The 25,455-nt window shown below is 74.1% G+C and carries 24 protein-coding genes, 1 tRNA gene and 1 pseudogene; 3 read left to right on the top strand and 23 right to left on the bottom strand.

From position 1 onward, the window contains the following. Positions 1 to 37: 37 nt before the first annotated feature. The 4 genes and pseudogenes from ABT160_RS03015 to ABT160_RS03030 all read right to left on the bottom strand — a co-directional run bounded on the left by ABT160_RS03015 (position 38) and on the right by ABT160_RS03030 (position 5,068). Positions 38 to 1,699, bottom strand: coding sequence for an AMP-binding protein (locus ABT160_RS03015; protein WP_351642707.1), 1,662 nt, complete (start codon positions 1,697 to 1,699; stop codon positions 38 to 40). A gap of 64 nt (positions 1,700 to 1,763) precedes the next feature. Beyond that, positions 1,764 to 2,354: a lytic polysaccharide monooxygenase auxiliary activity family 9 protein gene (locus ABT160_RS03020; protein ID WP_351642710.1), complete on the bottom strand. Its 591-nt coding sequence runs from the start codon at positions 2,352 to 2,354 to the stop codon at positions 1,764 to 1,766. A 145-nt stretch (positions 2,355 to 2,499) separates the two neighbouring features. Further along, positions 2,500 to 3,573 (bottom strand): annotated as a pseudogene (locus ABT160_RS03025) (SPFH domain-containing protein); the annotation flags it as partial. A 166-nt stretch (positions 3,574 to 3,739) separates the two neighbouring features. After that, positions 3,740 to 5,068, bottom strand: coding sequence for a peptidoglycan-binding protein (locus ABT160_RS03030; protein ID WP_351642713.1), 1,329 nt, complete (start codon positions 5,066 to 5,068; stop codon positions 3,740 to 3,742). Between the two features lie 184 nt (positions 5,069 to 5,252). Between ABT160_RS03030 and ABT160_RS03035 the strand changes: the two genes are divergently transcribed. Then, positions 5,253 to 5,326 (top strand) — tRNA-Lys (locus ABT160_RS03035). Positions 5,327 to 5,391: 65 nt separating this feature from the next. Here the strand turns inward: ABT160_RS03035 and ABT160_RS03040 are convergent. The 14 genes from ABT160_RS03040 to ABT160_RS03105 form a co-directional block, all read right to left on the bottom strand. Further along, on the bottom strand, positions 5,392 to 6,396 hold the full coding sequence (locus tag ABT160_RS03040) for a glycoside hydrolase family 6 protein (protein ID WP_351642715.1): 1,005 nt from the start codon (positions 6,394 to 6,396) through the stop codon (positions 5,392 to 5,394). Between the two features lie 305 nt (positions 6,397 to 6,701). Further along, positions 6,702 to 7,379 carry a class F sortase gene (locus ABT160_RS03045; protein ID WP_351642718.1) on the bottom strand — a complete coding sequence of 226 codons (678 nt, stop codon included), beginning with the start codon at positions 7,377 to 7,379 and terminating at the stop codon, positions 6,702 to 6,704. Position 7,380: 1 nt separating this feature from the next. Beyond that, a complete protein-coding gene (locus ABT160_RS03050) occupies positions 7,381 to 7,878 on the bottom strand; it encodes a hypothetical protein (protein WP_351642721.1) in 498 nt (165 codons plus the stop codon). Between the two features lie 173 nt (positions 7,879 to 8,051). Further along, a complete protein-coding gene (locus ABT160_RS03055) occupies positions 8,052 to 8,831 on the bottom strand; it encodes an HAD-IIA family hydrolase (protein ID WP_351642723.1) in 780 nt (259 codons plus the stop codon). A gap of 79 nt (positions 8,832 to 8,910) precedes the next feature. Further along, complete coding sequence (locus ABT160_RS03060; protein WP_351642725.1) at positions 8,911 to 10,479, bottom strand: alkaline phosphatase family protein; 1,569 nt, start codon at positions 10,477 to 10,479, stop codon at positions 8,911 to 8,913. 107 nt (positions 10,480 to 10,586) lie between these two features. Then, a complete protein-coding gene (locus ABT160_RS03065) occupies positions 10,587 to 11,645 on the bottom strand; it encodes a 2-aminoethylphosphonate ABC transporter substrate-binding protein (protein WP_351642728.1) in 1,059 nt (352 codons plus the stop codon). 70 nt (positions 11,646 to 11,715) lie between these two features. After that, on the bottom strand, positions 11,716 to 12,513 hold the full coding sequence (locus tag ABT160_RS03070; protein ID WP_351642731.1) for an ABC transporter permease: 798 nt from the start codon (positions 12,511 to 12,513) through the stop codon (positions 11,716 to 11,718). Continuing rightward, positions 12,494 to 13,396: a 2-aminoethylphosphonate ABC transporter permease subunit gene (locus tag ABT160_RS03075; protein WP_351642733.1), complete on the bottom strand. Its 903-nt coding sequence runs from the start codon at positions 13,394 to 13,396 to the stop codon at positions 12,494 to 12,496. The genes ABT160_RS03070 and ABT160_RS03075 overlap by 20 nt, the downstream gene beginning before the upstream one ends. Then, positions 13,389 to 14,441, bottom strand: a complete 1,053-nt coding sequence (locus tag ABT160_RS03080) for an ABC transporter ATP-binding protein (RefSeq protein WP_351642736.1) — start codon at positions 14,439 to 14,441, stop codon at positions 13,389 to 13,391. Before ABT160_RS03080 ends, ABT160_RS03075 begins: the two co-directional genes overlap by 8 nt. Beyond that, positions 14,438 to 15,139 carry a phosphonatase-like hydrolase gene (locus tag ABT160_RS03085; protein ID WP_351642738.1) on the bottom strand — a complete coding sequence of 234 codons (702 nt, stop codon included), beginning with the start codon at positions 15,137 to 15,139 and terminating at the stop codon, positions 14,438 to 14,440. The genes ABT160_RS03080 and ABT160_RS03085 overlap by 4 nt, the downstream gene beginning before the upstream one ends. A 5-nt stretch (positions 15,140 to 15,144) precedes the next feature. Then, a complete protein-coding gene (locus ABT160_RS03090) occupies positions 15,145 to 16,266 on the bottom strand; it encodes a TIGR03364 family FAD-dependent oxidoreductase (RefSeq protein WP_351642740.1) in 1,122 nt (373 codons plus the stop codon). Between the two features lie 156 nt (positions 16,267 to 16,422). Continuing rightward, positions 16,423 to 17,181: a GntR family transcriptional regulator gene (locus tag ABT160_RS03095; protein ID WP_351642743.1), complete on the bottom strand. Its 759-nt coding sequence runs from the start codon at positions 17,179 to 17,181 to the stop codon at positions 16,423 to 16,425. Between the two features lie 152 nt (positions 17,182 to 17,333). After that, entirely contained in the window at positions 17,334 to 18,428 is a 1,095-nt protein-coding gene (locus ABT160_RS03100) for a hypothetical protein (RefSeq protein WP_351642745.1), read from the bottom strand. Between the two features lie 177 nt (positions 18,429 to 18,605). After that, positions 18,606 to 19,760: an ROK family transcriptional regulator gene (locus ABT160_RS03105; protein ID WP_351642748.1), complete on the bottom strand. Its 1,155-nt coding sequence runs from the start codon at positions 19,758 to 19,760 to the stop codon at positions 18,606 to 18,608. A gap of 56 nt (positions 19,761 to 19,816) precedes the next feature. Here ABT160_RS03105 and ABT160_RS03110 point away from each other — a divergent pair, with 56 nt between their 5' ends. Continuing rightward, on the top strand, positions 19,817 to 20,896 hold the full coding sequence (locus ABT160_RS03110) for a Gfo/Idh/MocA family oxidoreductase (RefSeq protein ID WP_351642750.1): 1,080 nt from the start codon (positions 19,817 to 19,819) through the stop codon (positions 20,894 to 20,896). After that, positions 20,893 to 21,363, top strand: a complete 471-nt coding sequence (locus tag ABT160_RS03115) for a heme-degrading domain-containing protein (RefSeq protein WP_351642752.1) — start codon at positions 20,893 to 20,895, stop codon at positions 21,361 to 21,363. Before ABT160_RS03110 ends, ABT160_RS03115 begins: the two co-directional genes overlap by 4 nt. 61 nt (positions 21,364 to 21,424) lie before the next feature. On the opposite strand, the gene ABT160_RS03120 is transcribed toward ABT160_RS03115, so the two are convergent. The 5 genes from ABT160_RS03120 to ABT160_RS03140 all read right to left on the bottom strand — a co-directional run bounded on the left by ABT160_RS03120 (position 21,425) and on the right by ABT160_RS03140 (position 25,420). Beyond that, positions 21,425 to 22,282 carry a fumarylacetoacetate hydrolase family protein gene (locus ABT160_RS03120; RefSeq protein ID WP_351642755.1) on the bottom strand — a complete coding sequence of 286 codons (858 nt, stop codon included), beginning with the start codon at positions 22,280 to 22,282 and terminating at the stop codon, positions 21,425 to 21,427. 160 nt (positions 22,283 to 22,442) lie between these two features. After that, a complete protein-coding gene (locus ABT160_RS03125; RefSeq protein WP_351642757.1) occupies positions 22,443 to 23,189 on the bottom strand; it encodes a YidC/Oxa1 family membrane protein insertase in 747 nt (248 codons plus the stop codon). A gap of 129 nt (positions 23,190 to 23,318) precedes the next feature. After that, positions 23,319 to 23,636: a DUF6412 domain-containing protein gene (locus ABT160_RS03130; RefSeq protein ID WP_351642760.1), complete on the bottom strand. Its 318-nt coding sequence runs from the start codon at positions 23,634 to 23,636 to the stop codon at positions 23,319 to 23,321. Positions 23,637 to 23,765: 129 nt separating this feature from the next. Continuing rightward, positions 23,766 to 25,235: a sodium:solute symporter family protein gene (locus ABT160_RS03135; RefSeq protein ID WP_351642763.1), complete on the bottom strand. Its 1,470-nt coding sequence runs from the start codon at positions 25,233 to 25,235 to the stop codon at positions 23,766 to 23,768. Next, positions 25,232 to 25,420 (bottom strand): DUF3311 domain-containing protein, encoded by a 189-nt coding sequence (locus ABT160_RS03140; protein WP_502984151.1) that lies wholly within the window; start codon positions 25,418 to 25,420, stop codon positions 25,232 to 25,234. Before ABT160_RS03140 ends, ABT160_RS03135 begins: the two co-directional genes overlap by 4 nt. Between the last annotated feature and the right edge of the window lie 35 nt (positions 25,421 to 25,455).

Consider the following 25,455-nt stretch of genomic DNA (forward strand, 5'->3'; position numbering starts at 1 on the left):
GGAATTGTTCGCGCCCCTGTCCCCGTGCCGGACCCGTTCAGCGGCCCAGCAGGTCCGCGCGGCCCGCCTCCTCGTACCGCGCGCGCAGCTCCGCCACGTCGTCCGCGGCCAGCTCCCGGTACCCGGGCTCCCCCGGCGGGCGCCACCACACGCCCTCCCCCACCAGGAACCCCTCGCGCCGCAGCCCCACCCGGTGCACCTTGTTGGTCGCCGTCACCGGCATCCGCGGGACCACCCGCACGAAGCGCGGGGCCATCTTGGTGCCCAGGTCCGGCTGGGCGGCCAGGAACGCGGCGAAGGCCTCCGGGGCGAACGGCCCGTCCAGCACCAGCGCCGCCATCACCTGGTCCCCGGCGACCGGGTCCGGCACCGCGTACACCGCGACCCCGGCCGCCCGCTCCCAGCGCGCCAGGATCGCCTCGATCACCGCGGCGGCCAGGTTCTCGCTGTCCACCCGCAGCCGGTCGTCGGTGCGCCCGGCGAAGTAGAGGAAGCCGTCGGCGTCCCGGAAGAACAGGTCCCCGGTCCAGTACCAGCCGCCGCGGCGGCGCTCGGCCTCCGCCTCCGGGTTGCGCCAGTACCCCTCGAAGGGGTTGGCGCCCCGGTTCACCAGCTCCCCGATCGCCGCGTCCCCGTTGAGCAGCCGCCCCGAGGCCGAGAAGCGCGCCGCCTCGCGCTCCTCGCCCGTCTCCGGGTCCACCACGGCCAGGTCGCCCCCGGCCGCCCGGCCGACCGCGCCCGCCGGGGTGCCGGGGGTGCGCTGGACCGCCGCGCCGCCCTCGGAGGAGCCGTACCCCTCCACCAGCGGCACCCCGAAGCGGCGCCGGAAGCGCTCGGCGTCCACCGCGCCCGCCTCGGTGCCGAAGCCCAGCCGCAGGGCGTGGTCGCGGTCGTCCGGGCCCTCCGGGGTGGCCAGCAGGTACTGGACCGCGCGGCCCACGTAGGTGAAGTACGTGGCGCCGAACTCCCGTACGTCGGCCAGGAAGCCGGAGGCGGAGAACCGGCTCCGCAGGGCCACCGCCGCGCCGGTGACCAGCGCGGGGGCCCAGTTGGCGATGACGGCGTTGCCGTGGAAGAGCGGCATGCAGACGTAGTGCACCCCGTCGCCGGACAGCTCCAGCTGGCGGGCCAGCGAGGCGCCGGCGGCGGCCAGCCTGCCCTGGGTGCACAGCGCGGCCTTGGGCGCCCCGGTGGAGCCCGAGGTGAAGTAGAGCAGCAGCCGGCTGCCGGGGCCCACGGGGGCGGCGACCGCGTCGCCGGGCCGGGCTCCCGCATAGCCGGCGAGCAGGGTCGCGTACGCCTCCGTGTCGGTCACCAGCACGCGCACGCCCGGCAGCGCGAGGCCGTCGAGCAGGGGAAGGAGCGCGCGCTCGGTGACCAGCACCCGGCAGTCGGTGTGCAGCACGTCGCGGGCCAGCTCGGGGCCGCGCCGGGTCGGGTTGACGCCCGCGACGGCGGCCCCGGCCAGGGCCGCCGCGCCCAGCCACAGGGGGAACTCCGGGGTGTTGTCGAGCAGGACGCCGACGTGCGGCTCGGCTCCCGGTGGCAGCAGGTCCACCAGGAGCGCGGCGCGCGCGGCGGCGCCCGCGGCGACCTCGTGGCGGGTGAGGGTCAGGCCGTGCGCGCGCAGGCCCGTCCTGCCGTCGCCCCACATCCGCCGTACGAGCTCCGCCGCGGTGTCCGCACCGTCCGCACCCATGCGGCGGACCATAACTGACACGGCGTCAGAAATGAATGCCCCGGTCCGGCTCCGACCGGACCGCTCAGAACTGCACGTCCGAGCAGGAGTAGAAGGCGTTGCCGGTGTCCGCGATCGTCCAGACCGCGAGGATCAGGTGCCGCCCGGTCTTGCCCGCCGGGACGGTCCCGGAGTGCGAGAGCGTGGCCGGGGGCTGCTGGTTGTTGTAGGGGACGGTGAGGAACGGCTGCGGGTCCAGGGAGGCCCGGGTGAGCTTGGCGTTGCTGTTCCAGCCGTTCTTGGTGATGTAGTAGCGGAAGTCGGTCGTGGCGTGGCGCGCCGTGAACTGCCAGCGGAAGGTGTAGCTCTGCCCGCTGGTCAGCCTGGTGGTCGGCCACGCCCCGCCGCGCGGGTCGTCGAGCTGGGAGAACCTGCTGTTGCCACCCGCGCAGAGGGTGCCGTCCGCGGGCCCGCCGGACGGGAAGCCCTTGGGCCCCTCGACCGACTGCGGTTCCCACTGGATGTCGCCGCAGTTGGAGACGGTCTTGTTGGCGCAGAGCTTCTGGCGGCTGATCGGCAGGTCCGTGTAGCCGTGGCTGGTGGCCGTTCCGGAGGCGAGGAAGGACATCCCCGCCACACCGAGGGCCACGGCGGCCGTAGCTGTCTTGTGTCGCATGCTGTCGCTCCAGGAGAACGTGGGGGAGTTCCGTGAACCGTGCTGCACGCGTGCGTGTGGGACTGCGCTAGCGAATGCCGAACTGGGGATTCCGGTCTAGACCAAGTACCAATGTATTAACGGGACTTGAACATGTCCAGACCAGTCACAACCCCTCTCCACCAGGGCGCGAGCCGGTGTAGAAGGCCACCGTCAGGTCCTTCACCAGCGCCTTGCGCTCGTAGTCGTCCAGCTCGACCAGACCACGCGTGGTCAGCCGGTGGACCATGTCGTCCACGGCGTCCACCACGGACGTCAGCACGCTGTCGCGGTGCTTGGCGTCGATCGCCGCGATCCGCCGCCGCTGCATCGCCCCCGCGATCTCCGGCGCGTACTCGATCCGGGTCGGCTGCGCCGAGAACACCTCGATCCCCACCGGCGCGCACTCCGCCGACAGCATCCGGGTCAGCGCCTCGCCCACCGCCTCCGCGTCCCGCAGCGTGGGCGCGTCCTCGTGGAAGGCGTCGGCGGGCAGCTGCGAGAGCACCCGGGCCATCGCCGACTCCACCTGCTCGCGCAGGTACTCCTCGTGGTCGGCCACCCCCAGCGCCGCCCGCACCGTGTCGCCGACCCGCCACACCACGAGCACCACGACCCGCAGCGCGGTGCCGTTCATGTCGACCGCGGGCAGCGGCTCGCTGCGCCAGTGCCGCAGCCGCACGTCGACCCGGCGGCGCAGCAGCAGCGGGCTCACCCACACCAGGCCGGTGCGGCGCACGCTGCCCCGGTAGTCGCCGAACAGGGTGAGCACCCAGGCGTACCCGACCCGGCCCCGGCCCAGGCCGCCCACCGCGAACAGCAGCGCGGTCACCCCGAGCGCGAGCAGCGCCCAGGAGCCCAGGCCGATCCCCTCGTACGGGCGCGGGGGCAGCCGGAGCAGCGCGGCCACCGGCTCCGGCACCGCCCCCGCCCCCCACACCACCGCCGCGCACCCGGCCGCGGCGACCGCCCCGGCGGCCACTCCGGCCCAGCCCGGCAGCACCGGCCCGGGACGCTCGGCGAGGCCCGGGTCCACCGGCGGCGCCGGCCGCGCGGCGGCGGCCCGCACCGGGGTCTTGGGCCGGGGCACCGACTGGCGCGGCGCGTCCGCCCCGTCCCCGGCCGGGCCGCCCTCGTCGCGGAAGAGCAGGTGGACCGGGATGGAGCCGTTGCTGCCGTCGCTGATCACCGGGGTGCGCCGGACCGGCCCGGACGCCTCGCGCTCCGGCCCGACGGGGGCCAGCGGCTGGGTGTCCAGGCGCCAGACCGGCACCCGCTCGCCCGAGGACTCCGTACTCATCGCAGCCACCTCACGTCGTCGTGCGCGCGGGCCGGGGCGGCGCCGCTCGGGTCATCGGGGGTTCCCGTCACCGGAAGAGCCGCCGCCAGGTCTCGGGCCCCGGGTAGCCGTCGGCCGCCGCGCCCCGCCAGCCCTGGGCCCGCTGGAACGCCTCGACCGCGCGCCGGTCGGCCTCGCCCCAGCGCGGCCCCGGGCCCTGCGCGTAGTACTTGCCGAAGCCCTTCCTCACCAGCTGCTGTCCGAGCCGGGTGACGTCGGCGCTGCTCCGGCCGGGCCGGAAGACGCCCTTGCCCGGGTAGCCGGGCAGCGCCTGCGCGGGGGCCGGGGCGCCCGCCGCCGGGGGCGCACCGGTGACCGGGGCGATGTCCTTGCCCGCCCCCTCGACCAGCAGCTTCCAGGTCTTCGGGCCGGGCAGCCCGTCCGCGTCGGAGCCCGCCCAGCCCTGGGCCTTCTGGAAGGCCTGGGTGGCCCGCCGGTCCGCGTCGCCCCAGCGCGGCCCCGGGCCCTTGGCGTAGAAGCGCTTGCCGCCGCGCTCGACGAGCATCTCGCCGAGCCGGGTGACGTGGGCGTTGCTGGTGCCGGGGCCGAAGGCGGCGTCCCCGGGGTAGCCGGCCGACGCCGGGCCCGCGGTGCTGCCGGGCACCAGGCCCTTGTAGCGGTAGGCCAGGTAGCGGGCGGAGTTGTTCCAGTACGCCATGGGCGTCGACTGCTTGCGGGTGTGCGGCTTCGCCTGCTCGTACGCGATGTAGTAGGTGTGCGTGTAGTCGGTCCAGCCGCCGAAGATCGTGACGTGCGAGCCCTTGGTCGGGTCGTCGGGGTTGTGGAAGAGCAGGATGTCGCCGGGCTGGAGGTCCTCGCGGCCGATCCGGGCGGCGAACCGGTCCAGGCTGCCGGTCCACTCGTTCCCGCTGAGCCCCCAGGCCATCGACACGAACCCCGAGCAGTCCTGGCGGTACCCGTCCGACCAGTACTTCTCCATCGAGTACGGGACCTCCGCGGTGACCCAGACCTTGGCCCGGTTGATGATGTCGGCCCGGGTGGCGCGGCGCAGCTGGTCCACCGGGACCTTGGCGGTCGTCGGACCGGCCGAGGGGCGGCCGTGCAGCGGGCCCGCGCCGCCCTGCGGCGTGCCGGGGTCGGTGTCGCGGCCGGGCAGGTCGACGGAGAGCGGCGGCGCGGTGGTGTGGACGGCGGCCTGCGCGGCGCCCGCTCCCCCGCCGCCGAGGACCACGCCGGCGGCGGTGGCCAGGACCAGGGCGCGGCGGGCGCCGTGCGCGCCGGGGTGGCCGCCCGCGCGGACGGGCAGGCCGAGGGCCAGCTCGCGGCGGTGGTGCGCGCAGCCGGCGCAGGGACAGTCGGCGGGGGCCTCGTACTCCTCGAAGACCGGTTCGGTCATGCGCGTCCCCTCCACACTCATCAAGATCTTTCGGCTCTTCCGCACGGGCGCCAGTGTCTCAACTGTCCGGACAAATTGCATTTTGACGGATCAACGGGAAAAAACGACCGTGCGACGGGCCCGGCGCGGCGGGTGACGGTCGGGATCACCCCCGGACATCGGGTAGAGTTACGCAGGTCAGCAGGCGCCGCTAGCTCAGTTGGTTAGAGCAGCTGACTCTTAATCAGCGGGTCCGGGGTTCGAGTCCCTGGCGGCGCACAGACGGTCGAAGGCCCCCCACTCCGGTGGGGGGCCTTCTTCGTGCCTCCGGCGCCTCCCGGGCGTCAGGGGCGGCGCGCCCGGGCGTTGCGGACCAGGTCGAGGGCGTACTCCTCGAACCAGGCCCCGGCCGGTGGGCCGCCCTTGCAGGGGCCGTCCGACTCGCCGGGGCGCTTGATCCACAGGTACGCCTTCACCAGCGGGTCCCCGGTGGCGGTGGTGGGCGGCTCGCCGAGCGCCCGCCCGGGCGGGTTGCACCAGTTCTCGGCCGGGTCGCCGCCGGTGTAGGGGCCGTTGCCGTTGCGGCTGGTGTCGACGACGAAGGGCTTGCCGCCGACGAGCGCCGAGACCTTCCTGCCGTACTCCGTACTGGCCCGTGTGGTCTGGAAGTTGGAGACGTTGACCGCGAAGCCGTCGGCCGCCGCGACCCCGGCCCTGCGCAGCGGCTCGCGCAGCTCCTCCGGCCTGGCCCAGCCCGCGTTGCCCGCGTCCAGGTAGACCGTGGTGCCCGGCTGCCGCTTCAGCCGCTCCACCGCGCCCCTCAGCAGCGCGTACCGCTCCTCGTGGTAGGCGGCGTCGGTGCACCGGTCGACCATGTGCATCACCGCGTCCGGCTCCAGGACCACGGTCGCGGACCGCTCTCCGACGGCCCCGGCGACCTCATCAACCCACTCCCGGTACGCGTCCGCGTCCTCGGCGCCGCCCGCGGAGTGCTGGCCGCAGTCGCGGTGCGGGATGTCGTAGAGCACGAACACCGGCTGCCGCCCGGCCGCGGCCGCCGCCTCCACCGAGTCGCGCACCTGCTCGCCCGGGTCCTGGGAGCCGACCCACTCGGCGACCGGACGGTCGGCGATCTCGCGGATCAGGGCGGCCTCCGCGGTGCGCCCCTGGCGGGTGTATTCGGCCACCTGCCGGGCCGCGCTGCCCTCCGGGTTCACCCAGAACGGGCCGTCCGCGACCGGGCCCGGCGCGGCCGGGGCGCCGGGCGCTCCGCCGTCCGCCGCGCACCCCGCGAGCAGCAGGGCCGCCAGCGCCAGCGCACCCGTACGGGCGCCGCGCGTGCCGTTCATCGATCTCCCCCTCGGTGGACCGGGGCCATGGTGGCACAGCCGTCCGGGACGTCCCGGCGCCGCACCGGCGGGCACGGTGGGCGACCGGTTCGCGACATGGCGTCAGATACCCACTAGGCCGGGGCGCCCCGGCCGTCCTACAGTGGGAGCCCGGCAAGCCCTGGCCCCCGGCTCGCTCTGTGCAACCGATCCGTGATGACCTCCCGCGCCGGAGCCGGGCTCCTCCCGCAGTCCGGGCACCCGCGGTCGAGGACCCGGCTCGGCCGGCGGCTCCGGGGGGAGCGGGCCGTCGGCCGGGACCGGCGTCACGCGGCGGACGGCTTGTGGACGTCCGTCAGGTACGCGGAGACCACCACGTTCGCCGTGTAGGCGCCCGCCTCCTTGTCGAAGGTGCCGCCGCAGGTGATCAGCCGCAGCTCGGCGCGGCCCGGCCGGTGCTGTCCGTACACCTTCTTCGCGTCGAAGGCGTCGCGGTCGACGACCTGGACGTCCTCGACGGTGAACTCGGTGACCTTGCCGTCGGCGCGGCTGACGTTCACCTTGTCGCCGGGGCGGGCCGAGCTCAGCCCGTAGAAGACGGCCGGCTTGGTCCTGGTGTCGACGTGCCCGACCAGCAGGGCCGCGCCGTCCTCGCCCGGCTGCGCGCCGCGCTCGTACCAGCCGACCGTCTGCGGCGTGTCGAACGGCGGCGGGTCCACCGCCCCGTCCCCGTCGAGCCCGCGCGCCACCACCGGGGCGGTCACCCCGATCGAGGGGAACTCCACCCGGGACGGCCGGGCGGGCCCGATCGGGTCGTGCGGATCCGGCAGCGCGATCCCCAGGACCGGCCGTCCGACCGCCGCGACGTCACCGGTGGTCGGCGCCCCGGTGCCGAACGGGCCGCTGGTGACGTCCTTGCCCCACAGCCAGAGGCCGACCAGCAGCACCGCCCAGGCGACGCCGGTGAGCAGCCGCCCGGTGCCCGAGGACCGCTCCCCGGCCATCTCAGTCCGAGCCCGCGCCCACGCGCCTGCGCCGGACGCTGCGGAACGCCACGGCGACCGCCGCCACGCCCGCAAGCACCAGGCCGATCACGGTGTGCGGGGTGCCCGGGCCCTCCTCGGTCGCGCCCGCGTCCGAGGCCAGCTGCGCCGAGGCGCCGCCACCGCCCGCGTGCACCGGGTGCACCGGCATCGGGTCCTTGTGGAAGACGTGGACGACGCCGACGTTGTCGTGGTTGTGGCCGTCGCAGGTCACGCTGACGTCGTAGGTGCCGTCGGAGACCTGCGACCTGATGGTGGTGTCGCCGAACAGCGGGTAGTCCCCGCCGTCGCGGCCCGAGAGCTCGGCCTCGGAGACGAACGCCTTGGACTTCGCGGCACCGGTGGTGCCCTTGCAGCCCGAGACGCGGACGTCGACGTCGGTGCCGGCCGTCGCCGAGGACGGGGTGACGGTGACGCTCACCCCGTCGTGGGCGGCGGCGGTGCCGGCGGGTGCCAGCACGAGGAAAGCGGCCGCCCCTGCGGCACGGAGAGCAAGCAAGCCTGAACGCATCGTGAACCTCCTGGTACCCGAAGGTTCACCCGCACCGCGCCGTTCCGCATCCGCTCCGGGCGGCCGCTGGGCCGTCCGGGGTGGTCACCGCCGCGACCGCCCGGGACCGGTGCGCCCGTGGGTCAGATCCGCTCGACCAGGTCGGCGATCGAGTCGACCACCTCGGACGGGCGGAACGGGTAGCGGTCGATCTCCTCGCGCGTGGTGAGACCGGTGAGCACCAGGAACGTCTGCATGCCCGCCTCCAGGCCGGCCAGCACGTCGGTGTCCATCCGGTCGCCGATCATGGCGCTGGTCTCGGAGTGCGCGCCGATCGCGTTCAGGCCGGTGCGCATCATCAGCGGGTTGGGCTTGCCCGCGAAGTAAGGCTCCTTGCCGGTGGCCTTGGTGATCAGCGCGGCGACCGAGCCGGTGGCGGGCAGCGGGCCCTCGATGGACGGGCCGGTCTCGTCGGGGTTGGTGCAGATGAACCGGGCCCCGGCGTTGATCAGCCGGACCGCCTTGGTCATCGCCTCGAAGCTGTACGTACGGGTCTCGCCGAGCACCACGTAGTCCGGGTCGTGGTCGGTGAGCACGTACCCGATGTCGTGCAGCGCGGTGGTCAGGCCCGCCTCGCCGATCACGTACGCCGTGCCGCCGGGGCGCTGGTCGTCCAGGAACCGCGCGGTGGCCAGCGCGGAGGTCCAGATGTTCTCCACCGGCACGTCCAGGCCCATCCGGGACAGCCGCGCGTGCAGGTCGCGGGCGGTGTAGATGGAGTTGTTGGTCAGCACCAGGAACGGCTTGCCGGTGTCCCTGAGCTTCTTGATGAAGGAGTCCGCGCCGGGGATCGGTACGCCCTCGTGGATGAGGACCCCGTCCATGTCGGTGAGCCAGGATTCGATCGGCTTGCGCTCTGCCATGGGACTGGGACTCCTGACGTGCCTGGTGCGCTGGTGCTGGGGACGCCGCGACGACACTGTGGCGACGCCCCCAGCCTAGTCAGGAAGTGCTGATCTTGACCCCGTCGACCACCCAGTACCAGTTGTTGGACCCGGTGTAGCGGAACCGGAAGCTGACGCTGGACGCGCCCGCCGGGACGGCCACGGACAGCGACTGGGGCTGCGAGACGACGTCCGAGGAGTAGGACTTCACCACCGTCGGGGTGGCCCCGTTGAAGGAGGCGAGCACCTGGGCGGTCTGGCTGCCGTCCTGGCGGTAGAAGGTCGTGTAGTCCAGGGTCACCTTGGCCTTGCCCCGCACGTCGTACGCCGGGGTGACCAGGGTCGAGTCGTAGCTGCCCGAGGAGGCCTTGTCGGCCCACTCGTCGGAGTCGGCGACCGCGAACACGCCGCGCGCGCGGACGTTCAGCTCGCGGGACTGGTCGCGCTGGCTGCGGGACCAGAACTCGTCCGTGGCGAACGCCCAGCCGCGCCACTCGGCGACCCCGCCGGTGCCCATCGCGCTGTTGATGACCGACCAGCCGCTGGGCGCGGTGTGCGTGAAGCCCAGTACGCCCGCCGGGATGCCGGTCTCGTCGACGCGGCCCGACAGCGAGCCCTGGAGGGTGTCGAACGGGTCCGTGGAGCGCTCCTGCACCGGCTTGCCGTCCAGGCCCCAGGCCGGGTCCGGGGTGATGCCCAGCTGGCGGAAGACCGTCGCGGCGACGTCCACCAGGCGGGTGTCGGCCGGGCGGGCGCCCGCCGCGATGCCCGGGCCCTGGGCGAGGACGAAGGTGCGGCGCTCCTCGATGGTGGAGCCGCCGTGGCCGCCCGCGTCGGTGTGGCCGTGGTCGGTGGCGACGATGACGGTCCAGCGCTCGGTGGCGTAGGACGGGCGGGCCTTGACCGCGGCCAGCAGCCGGCCCAGGTAGCCGTCCTGGACGGCGATGGCGTCCAGGTACTTCTGGCTGGCCGCGCCGTTGTTGTGGCCGATCTCGTCGGTCTCGCCGAAGTAGACGAACAGGACGTCGGGGTTCTGCGTGCGCAGGACCTGCTCGGTCTGGTCCGTGATCAGCTTGTCGTTGACGACGTAGTTGTTGTCGTAGACCAGCTTGGCGTCGGCGCCGGGGGTGACGGTGCCGTAGGTGTCCAGCTCCGGCCAGTCCACGGCGGCGAACAGCGACAGGTCCGGGCGGACCTGGTTCAGGCGGGCCAGGAAGCCCGGGTAGCGGCCGTAGTCGCGGCCGGTGAAGGTGTTGTCCTTCACGCCGTGCTTGTCGGGCCACACCCCGGTGGAGATGGTCGACCAGCCGGGGCCCGAGGAGGTGGCGGCCATCGGGTTGGCGTACAGCAGCGAGGTGCCGTACGTGCCGTTGGCCATCAGGGACTTGAGCGTGGGGGCGACGGCCGCGTCGATGCGGTCGTGGCGCAGCCCGTCCATGCCGACGACCAGGACCTTGTCCTTGCTGGTGCCGTCGGGCAGCGTCGGCGCGGCCGCGAGGGCCGAGGGGGCGGTGGCGAGGCCGGTGGCGGCGGCCGCGGCGGTCGCGGCCGTGGCGGCGAGAACGGTGCGGCGGGAGATGCCGGTGATCGGCACGGGGGTTCCTCCGTCGAGAGTCTCAGGCGACATGCCAACTCCCCTGAAGCCTCAGGGGAGTTGGGCTTTGGTCCGTACCCGTTATCATTCCGCGATGATGCGCGGCGGGCGAGGGACGGCGGGTGAACTCCAGTGGACCGTCAGCTTCCGGTGGCCGACTTCCAGGCGTCGACGTACCCGGACAGGTTCTTGTCGATGTCGGCCCAGTCCGGCTCGAAGACCTCGACGCCGTCCAGCAGCTTCGCCAGCTCGATCGCGTTGGCGTCGGTGGCCTTGACGTCCGTACGGGCCGGGAAGCCGCCGCCGATCGCGCTGACGTCCTGCTGCGCCCGCTCGGCCAGCATGAAGTCGAGCAGCTTCTTGGCGTTCTCCGCGTGCGGGGCCTTGTCCACCAGGCCGGCCGCGTAGGGCAGCGCGAACGTGGTCGGCTTGCCGCCCTCCTTCGCCGGGAACCAGATCTTGAGGTTCGGCATCGACTTGCCCTGCGCGAAGTTCATCTGCACGTCGCCGTTGGCCACCAGGATCTCGCCCTTGTCGACCTTCGGGGCCAGCTTGGAGGTGGACGAGGACGGGCCGACGTTGTTGGCCTGGAGCTTCTTCAGGTACTCCATCGCCGGCTCCTTGCCGCCGAAGTCGTGCATCGCCTTGATGAGCACGGCCGTGCCGTCGCCCGCGACGCCCGGGGTGGAGTACTGGAGCTTGTTCTTGAACGTGCCGTCGAGCAGCTGCTCCCAGGTGGTGGGCGCCTGCGCCAGCTCCTTCTTGTTCTGGATGAAGCCGAAGTAGTTGTTGACCACCGAGGTCCACGTGCCGTCGGCCGCCTTGTCGGCGCCGTCGACCTTGTCGGAGCCCTTCGGCCGGTACTCCTGGAGCAGCCCCTTGGAGTCGGCCTGCTGGATGAAGGGCGGCAGCGTGACCAGCAGGTCGGCCTGGGTGTTGCTCTTCTCGCGCAGCGCCCGCTGCACCATCTCGCCCGAACCCCCCTCCACGTACTTGACCTTGATCCCGGTCTCCTTCTCGAAGTCCTTGAAGACCTTGTCGTACCAGCCGTCGCCCTTCTCGCCCTTGAGGCCGTCGGCGCTGTAGACGGTGACGACCTTCTCGTCGGAGGCGGCGGAGGAACCCCCGCAGGCGGTGAGGGCGGTGGCGAGGGCGAGGGAGCCGGCCACGGCGGCGATCGGCTTGGCGTACTTGGGCATGGCGTCGTCTTCTCCTGGCGAAGTGGGGTGGCTGGTGCCGGGGGGTGGGGGTGCGGTGTGCGGTGGACGACTAGCGGTACGTCGCCCTGGTACGGACGCGGGAGACGGCGAGCAGGACCACGAGGGTCGCCGCCATCAGCACCACGGCCAGGGCCGAACCGGTGAACAGCGAGCCGCGGTCGGTGGCGGTGAAGATCAGCACCGGCAGCGGCGTCCAGTCCGGCGGGTAGAGCATCATCGTGGCGCTCAGCTCGCCCATGGACAGGGCGAAGCAGAGCCCGGCCGCCGCGTTCAGCGACGGCAGCAGGAGGGGCAGCCTGACCCGCCACAGCACGTACCAGGGGCGGGCGCCGAGGCTCGCCGCCGCCTGCTCGTACACCGGGTCCAGGCGCACGACGGCGGCCGAGACCGACTGGTAGGCGAACGCGGTGACCAGCACGGTGTGCGCGAGGACCACGATCCAGCGGGTGCCGTTCAGGAGCACCGGCGGCTGGGAGAAGGCGACCAGGACCGCGAGGCCGACGACCACCGAGGGCACCGCCACCGGCAGCACGAACAGCGCGTCCATCACCCGCCGCCCCCGCTTGCGCAGGGCGGCCGCCGACAGCGCGGCCCAGGTGCCGATGAGCAGCGCCAGGGCGCTCGCCGTCACGGCGGTGACCAGGCTGGTGGTCAGCGCCCGCAGGGACTCCCCGCGCACCGCGGCCGCGTAGTGCTCGGTCGTCGGGCCGGACGGGAAGGCGCCCGACCAGTGCGTGGAGAACGAGGCGGTCACGATGACCAGGAGCGGGAGGGCGAAGAGCGGGGCGAACAGGACCAGGAACAACGCCCAGGCGCCCCACCTGCCCCTACGGCTGTGCACCAACACGGCGGCTGACCAATCGGTAGAGGCCGTACAGGCCCACGGAGATCGCGACGTTGACGACGGCGACCACGCACGCCGCCGCGTAGTCGGATTCGAGGATCGCCTTGCTGTAGACCAGCATCGGCAGGGTGGTGACGCCCTTGGCACCGGTGAAGAGCACGATGCCGAACTCGTTGAGGCACATCACCAGGACCAGGCTGCCGCCCGCGGCGAGCGCGGGCAGCGCCTCGGGCAGGATCACCTGCCGCACGATCCGCAGCGGCCGGGCGCCCAGCGAACCGGCCACCTCCAGCTGCGCGGTGTCGATCTGGGAGAACGCGGCGAGCAGGGGGCGCATCACGAACGGCGTGAAGTACGTGATCTCGGCGAGCAGGACGCCCCACGGGGTGGTCAGGAACCGGAAGGGCCCCTCGGCGGCCCCGGTGACGTCGGTCCACACCCCGTTGGCCATGCCGACGGTGCCGTAGACGAACAGCAGCGCCAGCGTGATCAGGAAGGACGGGAAGGAGAGGAAGACGTCGATGAACTTGGAGACCGCGCGCCCCCCGGGGAACGGCACGAACGCGATCACCAGGGCGAGCACGAAGCCCAGGACCAGGCATCCGACGGTGGCCCCGACGGCCAGCCAGACGGTGGTGACCAGCGCGTCCCGGAACGCCTCGGACGCGAACACGTCCCCGTACGCCCCGGGCGCGAGCGACTCCTGGACGACGAGCCCGAGCGGGTAGAGGAAGATGAGCGCGAGGGCGATGACGGGCGGCAGCGCCCAGAGCGCCGTGGGTACTTTCCTCGCCCGCCGCGGGCGGTCGTCCTGCGGTACGGAACGGGTGGGCGCGGCCCCCGGAGCCGGAGGCGCCTTCAGCAGGCCCGCGCCCCGGCTACCCATCGGACACCCCGGCCCCGATCAGCACCGCGTCCTCCGGCGCGAAGTGCAGGACCACGGAGTCCCCCAGCGCCGGGGTCACCCGCAGCTCCCGCACGTCGGCCTTCACCCGGTGGCCGCCCACGTCCACGAGCAGCCGGTGCGTCGCGCCCCTCCACTGCACCTCCGCCACCCGCCCCGGCAGCGCGTTGGGCCCGTCGCCGAGCCCGACCAGGTGCGGCCGTACGCAGAGGGTGGCGCGGGACCCGGCCCCGGCCCCGCCGGTGTCGACCTCCAGCTCCCGCTCCCCCAGGGACACCGCGCCCGTCCCGACGGTCACCGGGAGCAGGTTGGCGTTGCCGACGAAGGACGCCGTGAACTCCGTGCGCGGCCTGCGGTACAGCTCCTGCGGGGTGCCGCAGTCCTGGAGCCTGGCCTTGTCCATCACCGCGATCCGGTCGGCGAGGGTGAGCGCCTCGACCTGGTCGTGGGTGACGTAGAGCATCGAGACGTCGGGCAGTTCGCGGTGCAGGCGGGCGAGTTCGGCGAGCATCCCGGAGCGCAGCTGGGCGTCGAGCGCGGACAGCGGCTCGTCCAGGAGCAGCACGTCCGGGCGGATCGCCAGCGCGCGGGCGATGGCGACGCGCTGCTGCTGGCCGCCGGAGAGCTCGCGCGGGTAGCGCTTGGCGTACCCGCCCATGCCGGTCATCTCCAGGGCCTCGGCGACCCGGCCCGGGATCTCGGCCCGGGCGGCCTTGCGGGCCTTGAGGCCGAAGGCGACGTTGTCCTCGACGCGCAGGTGCGGGAAGAGGGCGTACTGCTGGACGACCATCCCGATGCCCCTGCGGTGCGGCGGCAGGTCGGTGACGTCGCGGCCGCCGATGTGCACCCGGCCCGACACCGGCTTCACGAAGCCGGCGACGGCGCGCAGGGCGGTGGTCTTGCCCGATCCCGAGGGCCCGAGCAGCGCCATGACCTCGCCGGGCTCGACGGTCAGGTCGAGCGCGTCCAGGACGGTGGTGCCGCCGTAGGCGACGGACACCGCGTCGAAGCGTATGCCGCTGCTCATGACCCGTACTCCGCGAGCAGCCGCGGCAGTTCGGCCACCGAGGCGAGGACGTGGGTCGCGCCGTGCTCCTTCAGCTGCCCCTCGCCGTGCGCCCCGGTGAGCACGCCCGCGACCACCCCGGCCCCGGAGCGGGCGCCGCTGAGCATGTCGTACGAGGTGTCGCCGGCGACCACCACGTCGCGGACGTCGTCCACGGCGCCGGTGCGCAGGAAGGCGGCGAGGACCATGTCCGGGTAGGGGCGGCCGCGACCGCCCGCGTCGGCCGGGCAGAGGGTGAGCTCCACCAGGTCGCGCCAGCCGAGGGCGTCCAGGATGGCGTCCTGGGTGACCCGGGCGAAGCCGGTGCTCAGGGCGACCGTGCGGCCCTGGGCCTTCAGGTCCTCGATCGCGGCGCGGGCGCCGGGGACCTCGGCGACGGAGCCGCCGTCGACCAGCTCCCCGTACGCCTGCTCGAAGGCGGTGCTGGCCTGCTGGGCGCGCTGCTCGTCGCCGTCGAAGAGGTGCCGGAAGACGGAGATCTTGGACTCGCCCATGGTGGCCCGGACGTAGTCGATCATCGTGGCGGGGTCCTCGCCGAGGCGCTCCGCGGCGGCCGTGAAGGCCCGCTCGACCAGGCCGCCGTCGGCGACGGTGGTGCCGGCCATGTCGAGGACGACGAGGCCGTGGGTGCGGGGGGTTCGGGGGTTCTGCGTGGTCATGTGGTTCACCAGCCCAGTTCGTCGGCGGTCGTCTCGGCGATGGCGGGCGAGCAGGTCATGCCGCGCCCACCGGGCCCGGTCACCAGCCACACGCCGTCGCGCACCCGCTGGCGGTGCACCACGCGGGAGGTGTCGGTGCACTGCGCGTACACCCCGGCCCAGCGGCGGCGCACGGCCGGCAGCGGGCGGCCCAGGAAGCCCTCGACCACCCGTGTCAGGTGCTCGTAGGGGTCCTCCAGGGTGTCGAAGGCGAACGGGTGCTCGTACTCGTGGGTGTCGCCGATGGTCAGTCCGCCGTCCAGGCGCTGCACCATCAGCAGCTGCATCTTGTGCGCGGCGGCCGTGGGGTCCTGCGGCTGCCCCGAGTTGAGGGCCTCCAGGGCCCCGGAGGCGTACGCCGGGTAGTAGCGGAAGGAGTCGGCGTCGGCGACCGAGGTGGTGAGCGGCTCGCCGAGCGGGGCGGTCTGCATCATCTGGAGCCGGACGCGGCGCACCGGCACCTCGCCCGCCACCTCGCGCACCAGGCCGCTCAGCCAGGCGCCGGTGCACAGCACCACGGCGTCGCCGGTGTGGGTGTCGCCGTGGTCGTCGCGCACCGCGTGCTCGCCGACCACCTCGCGGACCTCGCGGTGCGGCAGGAACGTGTACCGCCCGCTCGCGAGCAGTGCCCGGCGCAGCTCGACCTGGGCGGTGCGCGGCTCGACGGCCGCGTCCCGCTCGCACCACAGGGCGGCGTCGAAGGCGCCCCGCAGGGCCGGGTTGACCGCGCGGGCCTCCTCGGCGGTGAGCAGCTTGTAGCCGCGGGCCGCGGCGTCCGGGCGGGCCACGGCGGCCTCGGCGACGGCGAGTTCGAGGTCGCCGCGCACCGGGGTGAGGGAGCCGATGGCGCGGAAGCCCAGGCCGGGCACCCGGGCGCCGATGCCCTCCCACAGCTCGCGGGCCCGCAGGGCGGTGTCCAGCTCCTCGCCCCCGGCGCGCCCGCTGACCCATATCTGGCCGAAGTTGCGCAGCGAGGCGCCCCGGGCCTCGGCCTCCCGCTCGATCTGTACGACCTCGTGGCCGCGTTCCACTGCCTGCCAGGCGTGCATGGTTCCCACCACGCCGCCCCCTACGACGATCACCTTCATGACGGTCACGCTCCTCGCGGCGGGTGACCCGCGCCGGACCGCTCGGGAACGGGACGGTGAACGGGCCCCCAAACTTGGACTAGACCCGTTACCTTAGCGTGACCAAATGGCCCCGTGCAGGGGCCCCGGCCCCCAGCCGTCGGGGCCGGTGGCCCGTCAGCCGTCCAGGCGCGTGGTGAAGGAGAAGCGGTCGCCGCGGTAGAGCGTGCGCACCCGCTCCAGCGGGCGCCCCGCGGTGTCCCGGGAGAGCCGGTGGATCAGCAGCATCGGCAGCGCGGGCGGGGTGCCGATCAGCAGCGCCTCGCGCGGGGTGGCCAGCACCGTCTCGATCCGCTCGTCGGCGTCCCCGAAGGCGATCCCGAGCCGGTCGCGCAGATAGCCGTAGAAGGAGGAGTCGGGGTCGAAGTCCTCGTCCAGGCGCGGCACCCGGGCCTCGGAGACGTACGTGCTCTCCAGGCCGACCCGCTCGTCGTCGGCGAGCAGCACGCGCTCCATGTGCCAGACGGGCTCGCCCCGTTCGGCGCCGATCTCGGCGGCCAGCGCGGGCGGGCACGGGAAGCGCTCCAGGGAGATCAGCGAGCGGCCCGGCCTGCGGCCCTGGCGGCGCACGCCCTCGGTGTAGCTGGCCAGCGAGAGCGGCTGCTCCAGCTTGGGCCCGGCGACCACGGTGCCCCGGCCCCGGCGGCGCAGCCGCCCCTCCAGGAGGAGTTCGCGCAGGGCCTGGCGCACGGTCTCGCGGGAGACCTCGAAGCGGGTCGCCAGGTCGCGCTCGGTCGGCAGCAGTCCCCCCTCGCCCAACTCCTCGACGAGTGCGGCCACCTGGGCCTTCACCGCGTAGTACTTGGGAACGCGGCCGTGCTCCGGGATGCCGGAGCGCACGGGTGCGCCGGGTGCCTGGTCGTTCGGGTAGTCCACCTCGCGATCGTGCCAGACGCGGGTGAACGGCTCGGTGAACACCCGGTGCCCGGACGCCGGTACCGGTACCGGTACGACAGTGCCCGTGCCGCCGAACTGCTCGGCTGGGGCGGCACGGGCACTGTCTCCGGGTGTGGTGGGAGGCGGCTGGTTCAGCGCCCCCTCAGGGGGAGGCGCCTGGATCCCACCACGAGGGCCCCGCCGCCGAGGAGGAAGGCGCCGGCGGCGGCCCCAAGCCCGAGCAGGGAGCCCGGGCCCGTCTCTGCGAGTTCGCCGGCGAGGGCCGCGGGGGCGGCACCGTCCTCGGCGAGGGTGAAGCGGTAGTCGTTCGACTCCCCGACCCAGTCGCCGTCGTCGCCCTTGCGCTGGACGACGGCGGCGTTGGCGACGACCTCGTTGTCACCGGTGGCGGGGGCGAAGGCGAGCCGGACCGGGACGGTGACCGTCCGCCCGGGGCCGACGACGAAGCCGGGGAAGCCGTCGTCGAAGACGCCGATGTTCTCGTCCTCGTCGGTGCGGGTGAACGGGACCGGGTGCCAGACGCCCCCGGTGTCCCGGAACTCCATGCGGATCGCGGAGGCCCTCAGGTCCCGGTCGCGGTCCACGAGCACGACGACCGGGTGGATGGCGCGGCACGCCTCGGCCGTGGTGTTGGTCAGCTCCAGGCTCCAGGCGCGGAAGCCGCCGCCGGGGACGTAGTCGGCCGGGCCGCCGTGGATCCGGGTGTCGATCGGGAAGTCCGGGTCGGCGGGCACCCCGCACTCGGGTCCGCGCGCGGCGCCGGGGCGGGCGGCCCCGCCGGGGCGGGCGGGCAGCACCGCGGGGGCCACCTCCACGCGGGCCGGGGCGGCGGCCAGGACCTGGTCGGCGGTGCGGGCCGGGGTGCGGGTGGAGGGGTGCGCGCGGGACAGGTCGGGGGCCGACTCCTCGTCGGGGGCGGCCAGTTGCTGCCGCGCGGGCGGCTGCTCCGGTACGGATCCGGGGGCGGCGGCGCCCTGCGGACGCGGCCCGTCCGCCCGCTGCTCCGGGGCCTCGGCCAGACCGCCGCGGCCCGGGTCGGCCGCGCCCACCTGGCGGGCGTCGGCCGCGCACCCGGCGTCGGGCCCGGCGCCGACCAGGCCGGTCAGTGCGCAGAGCTGGGTGTCGACCAGCCCCTTCTCGTCGGCGACCGCGGCCGTGCCCGCCAGCGCGGCGGGCGCGAGCGTGGCGGCGGTCATTCCGATGGCGAGGGCACTGCGCAGTCGCATGGGGGGCCTTTGAGGGGGGAAGCCGGGGGCGGACTCGTGCGGACGACGCGGGATTTCCGCTGGGTGATCACCCTGCCGTGGCCCGAGACCCTGCCACGCGCACGCGGCCCGCCACAGCCGCCACGACCCCGTACGGCCGAACAGCGCCCGAACTCCCCCCTATCAGCCCAGTTTCAGTCATTTCCGATTGGCAGAAACGGCCACGTTCATATGGCCGAACAGAGGAGCGAGCACCAGCTGGGCCGCGCCCTCCGCCACCGGGTGGGCGTCCGCGGGCGCGACGGCCACCGGGATCGGCGCGGTGGCGCCCAGCCGGGCCGCGCGGGACCCGAGCACCTCGCCAACTCCCCGTACGAAGAGCTCGGTTGAGGCCATCACGGTGCGGCCGCCGAGCAGCACCAGGTCGATGTCGAGCAGCCCGGCGAGGTTGGCCGCGCCGGTGCCGAGCACCCGGGCCGCCTCGGCCAGGTCGCCCCGGGCGACGGCGGCCAGGCACAGCGCCTCCAGGCAGCCGCGCCCACCGCAGCCGCACGCGGGCCCGTCCAGCTGGAGGGTCTGGTGGCCGAATTCGCCCGCCCCGGTGCGCGCGCCACGGTAGAGGGAGCCGCCGAGGACGAGCCCGGCGCCCACCCCCGTACCGAGGTGGAGGTACGCGAAGGAGTCCGCGCTCTCGCCGCGCCGGGCCAGGCCCAGGGCGGCGGCGTTGGTGTCCTTGTCCAGCACCACCGGCAGGCCCAGGCGCCGGGCCAGCGCGTCCCGCAGCGGAAAGCCGTCCCACTCGGGGAAGCCGGTGACCCGGTGGGTGGTCCCGGCCGCGTGGTCGAGCGGGCCCGGCATGGCGACGCCCACGCCGAGGGCCCGCCCCGGGGCCCCGGCGAGCAGCGCCCCGACCTCGCGGGCGACGTGCTCCACGACCGCCCCGGTGCCGCCGCCCAGGTCCAGCGGGAGGGTGCGGACCGCGTCGGGGGCGCCGGTCAGGCCGGTGCGCACGGCGGTGAGCCGGTCGCGGTCGAGGTGGACGCCGACGGCGTGGCCGGCCCCGGGGACCAGGCGCAGCACGGTGCGCGGCTTGCCGCCGGTGGAGGCGCGCCGCCCGGCCTCGGCCGCCAGGCCCTCGGCCCGCAGCCGCGCGGTGATCTTGCTGACAGCCTGCGGGGTGAGGCCGGTGCGCTCGGCGAGCTCAAGGCGGCTTATGCCGCCGTCGCCCGCGGTGCGCAGCAGCTCCAGGACGAGGGCGTCGTTGTGGCCGCGCAGGGCGGGCAGGTTCACCCCGGCGGGGTGCGGGGACAGGTGCCCGGCCGGGGTTCTGGGGTCCGTACCGCTGGTGTTCACGCGCCCATTGTCCCCGTCGCTTGCACTTTGGCAACAGCGTTGCTTAAGTGGGAGGCATGACTGGCACCGACTCCCCCCTGCGCGTCGGACTCGTCGGCTACGGCCTGGCGGGTTCGGTCTTCCACGCCCCGCTGATCGCCGCCACCGAGGGCCTCGCCCTCGACACCGTCGTGACCACCGACCCCGAGCGGCGCGCCCAGGCGGAGGGCGAGTTCCCCGGAGTGCGCTTCGCCGGCTCCGCGGACGAGCTGTGGGACCGCGCCGACGAGCTCGACCTCGTCGTGATCGCCTCCCCCAACAAGACCCACGTGCCCGTCGCCACGGCCGCCCTGAAGGCGGGCCTGCCGGTCGTCGTCGACAAGCCCGTCGCGGGCACCGCCGCCGAGGCGCGCGGCCTCGCCGCGCTGGCCGAGGAGCGCGGGCTGCTGCTCTCGGTCTTCCAGAACCGCCGCTGGGACAACGACTTCCTCACCCTGCGCGCCCTGATCGCCCAGGGCGAGCTCGGCGAGGTGCAGCGCTTCGAGTCCCGCTTCGAGCGGTGGCGCCCCCGGCTCAAGGGCGGCTGGCGCGAGTCCGGCGACCCGGGCGAGATCGGCGGCCTGCTCTACGACCTGGGCAGCCACGTGGTCGACCAGGCGCTGGTGCTGTTCGGGCCCGCCGTCCAGGTGTACGCCGAGGCGGACGTGCGCAGGCCGGGCGCGGAGGCCGACGACGACACGTTCATCGCGGTCACCCACGCGGGCGGGGTGCGCTCGCACCTGTACGTGAGCGCCACCACGGCCCAGCTCGGCCCGCGCTTCCGGGTCCTCGGCTCGGCCGCCGGGTACGTGAAGTACGGCCTCGACCCGCAGGAGGCGGCGCTGCGCGACGGAAGCCGCCCGCGGACCGGCGAGGCCTGGGGCGTCGAGCCCGCCGAGCTCTGGGGCCGGGTCGGCTCCGGCGAGTCCCCGCTCACCGGGGGCGGCCGGCCGGTCGAGACGGTGCCGGGCGACTACCCCGCGTACTACGCGGCCGTCGCCGCCGCGCTGCGCGGCGAGGGCGAGAACCCGGTGACCGCGCACCAGGCCGCCGACGCCCTGGACGTCATCGAGGCGGCCCGGCGCTCGGCCCGCGAGGGCGTGGCGGTGAAGCTGTGAGCGCCGCCCCGACCACCGCGGAGCTGGCGGCCCAGGAGGCCCGGCTGACCCTGCGCCGCTTCACGTACGACGACGCCTGGGCGCTCGGCTCGCTCCTGGTGGAGCTGGCGCGCGAGCGCCGCGCCCCGGTCGCGATCGACATCCGGCGCGGCACCCAGCAGTTGTTCCACTGCGCGCTGCCGGGCTCCAGCGCGGACAACGACGCCTGGATCGACCGCAAGCGCCGGGTCGTGGAGCGCTACGGCGTCTCGTCCCTGCACGTCGGCACCCGCTTCCGCGAGCGCGGCAAGGACTTCGACGCCGACTCCCGCCTGGACCCGGACGCCTACGCGGCGCACGGCGGCTCGTTCCCGCTGGCGGTGCGCGACACGGGCGTGATCGGCACGGTCACGGTCTCCGGCCTGCCCCAGCTGGACGACCACGCCCTGGTGGTGGAGGCCCTGGAACGCTTCACCGCCGAGGGTTAGCCGCCGGGCGGTACGCGGACGGGGCCCGGGGTCATCACGACCCCGGGCCCCGTCCGCGTACTCAGGCGTCCTTCAGCTCCTGGCGCTGGCGTCCCAGCCCCTCGACCTCCAGCTCCACCACGTCGCCGCCGCGCAGGTACGGCTTGGGCTCCGGCTGGCCCATGGCCACGCCCGCCGGGGTGCCCGTGTTGATCACGTCGCCCGGGTGGAGGGTCATGAACCGGCTCAGGTACCGCACCACCTCGGCGACCGGGAAGATCTGGTCCGCGGTCGTGCCGTCCTGCTTCAGCTCGCCGTTGACCCACAGCCGCAGCCGCAGCGCCTGCGGGTCCGGCACCTCGTCGGCGGTGACCAGCCAGGGGCCCAGCGGGTTGAACGTCTCGCAGTTCTTGCCCTTGTCCCAGGTGCCGCCGCGCTCGATCTGCCACTCGCGCTCGGAGACGTCGTGGGCGACCGCGTACCCGGCGACGTACGCCAGCGGGTCCTCCTCGTCCGAGAGGTAGCGCGCCGTGCGTCCGATGACCACGGCCAGCTCCACCTCCCAGTCCGTCTTCACGCTGCCGCGCGGTACGAGCACGGTGTCGTCCGGGCCGACCACCGTGTCCGCGGCCTTGAGGAACACCACCGGCTCCGCGGGCGGCTGCTGCCCGGTCTCGGCGGCGTGGTCGTGGTAGTTCAGCCCGATGCACACCACTTTGCCGATCCGGGCCAGCGGCGGCCCGACGCGCAGCCCGGCCGGGTCCAGCGGCGGCAGGATGCCGGCGCCGAGCCCGGCCCGGATCCGGTCGAGCGCCGCCGGGTCGGCGAGCAGGTTCCCGTCGATGTCGCCGACCAGGGAGGACAGGTCGCGGAGCGTCCCGTCCTCGTCGAGCAGGGCGGGACGCTCCGCGCCCGCGGTGCCGACTCGCAGCAGCTTCATGGTCATCTCCCTGTGGTCGAGGTGGGCCCCGGCCGATGGAGTGCGGCCATCGGAGGATCGTTCGATCCTCCAAGAGAACCGGTCACCCCGCAAGACCCCGTTCACAACCTGGACCATTACGCTCCGGTAGCCCCCACCGCCCCGACCTGCGGCGACGGACCTACACGGCCGGGGTCAGCGCCCCCGCCGCCGGCATGTCCCGGTACAGGAAGTAGCGCTCCACCGCGGTCCAGGTGGTGCTGGTGACCACGTACAGCGCCGCCGCGAGCGGCACCACGGCCACCGTGAACAGCGTCGCGAAGGACATCAGCGGCATGAACTTCAGCATCGCCCCCATCCCCGGCACCTCCGCGCCCTGGGCGGCCTGCTGCGGCGCGGCGGCCATCTGCGCCTTGGAGCGCCGGTAGTTGAACGTCGCCACCGCGGCCACCAGCGCGAACAGCGCCAGGTAGACCAGCCCGGCCGGGCCGAACACCCCGCCGTCGCCCAGCGCGTCGTGCCAGCGGCCGCCCAGCGGCGCCGCGAACAGGCTGTGGCCGAGCAGCCCGTTGGGCCCGCCGCCGATGCTGGTGTTCGAGAACAGGTGGTACATCAGGAAGAACGCGGGCAGCTGCAGCAGGCTCGGCAGGCAGCCGGAGAACGGCGACACCTTCTCCCGGGCGTGCAGCTCCATCGTGGCCTTCTGCAGCTTCTGCGCGTCCTTGCCGTGCTTGCGGCGCAGCTCGGCCAGCTCGGGCGCGAGCCGCGCCCTGGCCTTCTGGCCGCGCGCGGCGGCCCGGGACAGCGGGTGCACCGCGAGCCGTACGAGCGCGGTGAAGAGGATGATCGCGGCGGCCGTCGCCGAGGCGTGGAACAGCGGCGAGAGCAGGTCGGCGAGGTGCTCGACCAGCGAGGCGAAGACGGACAAGGGAGCCCTCCGAGGGGTTCGTCGTGCCGGGGGCGCAACCGGGAGCGGCCGTGGGCGGCCGGGTTGCGGAGGATCGTCGGCATGACGGAACCGCGCAGGGGCGTACGCGGTGTGACCTGCGGAGAGCCCCTATGCGGCCGTCGGGAGGAGGCGGCCGGGTGCTCGGGGGCGCCGGCGCCCGGAGGCGTCCGGATCGCGCTGCGGCAGGAACGCGGTGCGCTGTTCCCGGTCGCGGATGGCCGTGCGGACCCGGGTGGGCGGCACGGCGGGCGCGCAGCGCGCGCTGACCAGGGCGGCCGCGGCGAGCGCGGAGCCCGCGGCGGCGGTGGCGGCGAGCGCCACGGCGGCGGACAGGCTGCCGCCCTCGGCGAGCAGCACGTCGGTGAAGGCGAGCAGGAAGAGGAGGAGCGCGCCGAAGCGGCGCAGTCGTACGACGGTGCCGGTCACGGGGTCCTCCTCTCGTGCGTGCCTGTGCACGTGCTCTCGCTCCGTGCGTGCCTGCGTACGTGCTCGCACGCGTGTGTTCTCGTGCGTCCGCGCGGGTGTGGATGACACGTACACGTACATGTGCGCGTCCTACGCTACCCGCTCGCCCTCCGCACCGGTACGGCCCCCGGACTTGATCCCGGTCACGGTCGCCGTCACCCCGAGCACCACCGCCAGGTTCGCGACGAGGGCGACGAGCCCGGCGTTGACGCCCCACACGGGGTCGTTGCCGCTGAAGACCAGCGCGCAGACGACGGCGACCCCGACCACCAGCCCGGAGGCCGCCGCGGCCAGCGTGAGCCGCCGCCACAGCAGCCCGAGGAGCAGCATCGGGAGCAGCTGGGCCATCCCCTCGTACGAGATGAGGGAGAGGCGTACGAGGGTGTTGGGCGCCGTGTACGTCATCAGCAGCGCCAGCGCCCCCGCGGCCACCACGACGACCTGCGAGGCGCCCTTCTGGCGGGTGCGCAGGCGCGGCGCGAGCGAGAGCACGCTGCGGCCCCACATGGTGCCGATCACCAGCATGAACACGGCCATCGGCACCACCGAGGACAGCGCGGCGGCCACCCCGATCACGCCCACCGCCCAGGCCGGCAGCGAGTCGACGACCAGCTCGAACAGGGCGAGGTTGGAGCCCGCGCCGGTGAGGCCGGGCACGACGAAGAGGGCCGCCATGCCGAGCAGCATCGGCACGAACAGCAGGACGTTGTAGGCGGGCAGCCAGATGGCGTTGCGGCGCAGGGTATCGGCGTCGCGGGCGCCGAGGTACCCGGCGACGGTGGTCGGGAAGATGACGACGGTGAGGGCGTTGAGCAGGGTGGTGGAGGCGAACCAGGCGGTCCCGTACGTCCCGCCGCCCGCGCCCGGCAGGGTCAGCCACTCGGGCTTCTCCGCGACGAGCCGGCCGAGGAAGTCCCCGTACCCGCCGAAGTAGTGCACCGGGACGTACACGGCGAGGAACCCGAGCGTGCCGATGACCAGCAGGTCCTTCAGGACGGACACCCAGGCGCTGCCGCGCAGCCCGCTGACGACGACGAAGCCGGTGGTGACGGCGAAGGCGATGAAGTACGCCCAGTCCAGGCTGATCGCGCCGTACGAGACGGTGGAGACGACCACGCCCATGCCGGTGATCTGGAGCTGGATGTAGGGCAGCAGGAAGACCGTGGCGAGGACGGCGACGGCGGCGCCCAGCCAGGGCCTCCCGTAGCGGTGGGCGACCATGTCGGTGATGCCGACGAGCCCGTGCTCGCGGGCGTACGACCAGAGCAGCGGCCCGACCACGTACCCGACGGCGTAGCCGCAGGACATGTACGCGACGACGTACAGGACGGGCGCCCCGAAGTCGTACCCCCAGCCCGCGGCGCCCAGGTAGCTGAAGCTGGTGTAGCCCTCGCCGGCCATCAGCACCCAGATGAAGACGGGCCCCAGGCTCCGCCCGCCCACCGACCACTCGGCGAGCCCACCGCCCCCGCCCCCGCGCCCGCGCACGGCGAGCAGCCCGAGGGCGACGGTCAGGACCATGAACACCCCGAGGACCGAGGTGGCGACGACCGCGTTCACCGCCGCTCCCCCCGCCAGGTGAGCCACACCGCGAGCGGGGTGAGGAGGGTGGCGCCGAGCAGCCAGACGAAGAGGAAGGGCAGCCCGAACACGACGGGGCCGACCCGGTTCACCAGGGGCAGCGCGACGACGTAGAGGAGGAAGGGGACGAGCAGCCAGAGGGTGGGCGGGGGGCGTTTGTTCACGGGGGCGACCCTAGGACATGGACGTGGCGGAGGGT

Origin of the sequence: Streptomyces sp. NPDC001941 (assembly GCF_040296945.1) — a bacterium.
Lineage (GTDB): Bacteria > Actinomycetota > Actinomycetes > Streptomycetales > Streptomycetaceae > Streptomyces.

Excerpts from the sequence above, each read along its gene's own strand:
- ABT160_RS03015 (WP_351642707.1), bottom strand. The coding sequence starts at position 1,699 with ATGGGTGCGGACGGTGCGGACACCGCGGCGGAGCTCGTACGGCGGATG.
- ABT160_RS03020 (WP_351642710.1), bottom strand. The coding sequence starts at position 2,354 with ATGCGACACAAGACAGCTACGGCCGCCGTGGCCCTCGGTGTGGCGGGG.
- ABT160_RS03030 (WP_351642713.1), bottom strand. The coding sequence starts at position 5,068 with ATGACCGAACCGGTCTTCGAGGAGTACGAGGCCCCCGCCGACTGTCCC.
- ABT160_RS03040 (WP_351642715.1), bottom strand. The coding sequence starts at position 6,396 with ATGAACGGCACGCGCGGCGCCCGTACGGGTGCGCTGGCGCTGGCGGCC.
- ABT160_RS03045 (WP_351642718.1), bottom strand. The coding sequence starts at position 7,379 with ATGGCCGGGGAGCGGTCCTCGGGCACCGGGCGGCTGCTCACCGGCGTC.
- ABT160_RS03055 (WP_351642723.1), bottom strand. The coding sequence starts at position 8,831 with ATGGCAGAGCGCAAGCCGATCGAATCCTGGCTCACCGACATGGACGGG.
- ABT160_RS03060 (WP_351642725.1), bottom strand. The coding sequence starts at position 10,479 with ATGTCGCCTGAGACTCTCGACGGAGGAACCCCCGTGCCGATCACCGGC.
- ABT160_RS03065 (WP_351642728.1), bottom strand. The coding sequence starts at position 11,645 with ATGCCCAAGTACGCCAAGCCGATCGCCGCCGTGGCCGGCTCCCTCGCC.
- ABT160_RS03075 (WP_351642733.1), bottom strand. The coding sequence starts at position 13,396 with ATGGGTAGCCGGGGCGCGGGCCTGCTGAAGGCGCCTCCGGCTCCGGGG.
- ABT160_RS03080 (WP_351642736.1), bottom strand. The coding sequence starts at position 14,441 with ATGAGCAGCGGCATACGCTTCGACGCGGTGTCCGTCGCCTACGGCGGC.
- ABT160_RS03085 (WP_351642738.1), bottom strand. The coding sequence starts at position 15,139 with ATGACCACGCAGAACCCCCGAACCCCCCGCACCCACGGCCTCGTCGTC.
- ABT160_RS03090 (WP_351642740.1), bottom strand. The coding sequence starts at position 16,266 with ATGAAGGTGATCGTCGTAGGGGGCGGCGTGGTGGGAACCATGCACGCC.
- ABT160_RS03100 (WP_351642745.1), bottom strand. The coding sequence starts at position 18,428 with ATGCGACTGCGCAGTGCCCTCGCCATCGGAATGACCGCCGCCACGCTC.
- ABT160_RS03110 (WP_351642750.1), top strand. The coding sequence starts at position 19,817 with ATGACTGGCACCGACTCCCCCCTGCGCGTCGGACTCGTCGGCTACGGC.
- ABT160_RS03120 (WP_351642755.1), bottom strand. The coding sequence starts at position 22,282 with ATGAAGCTGCTGCGAGTCGGCACCGCGGGCGCGGAGCGTCCCGCCCTG.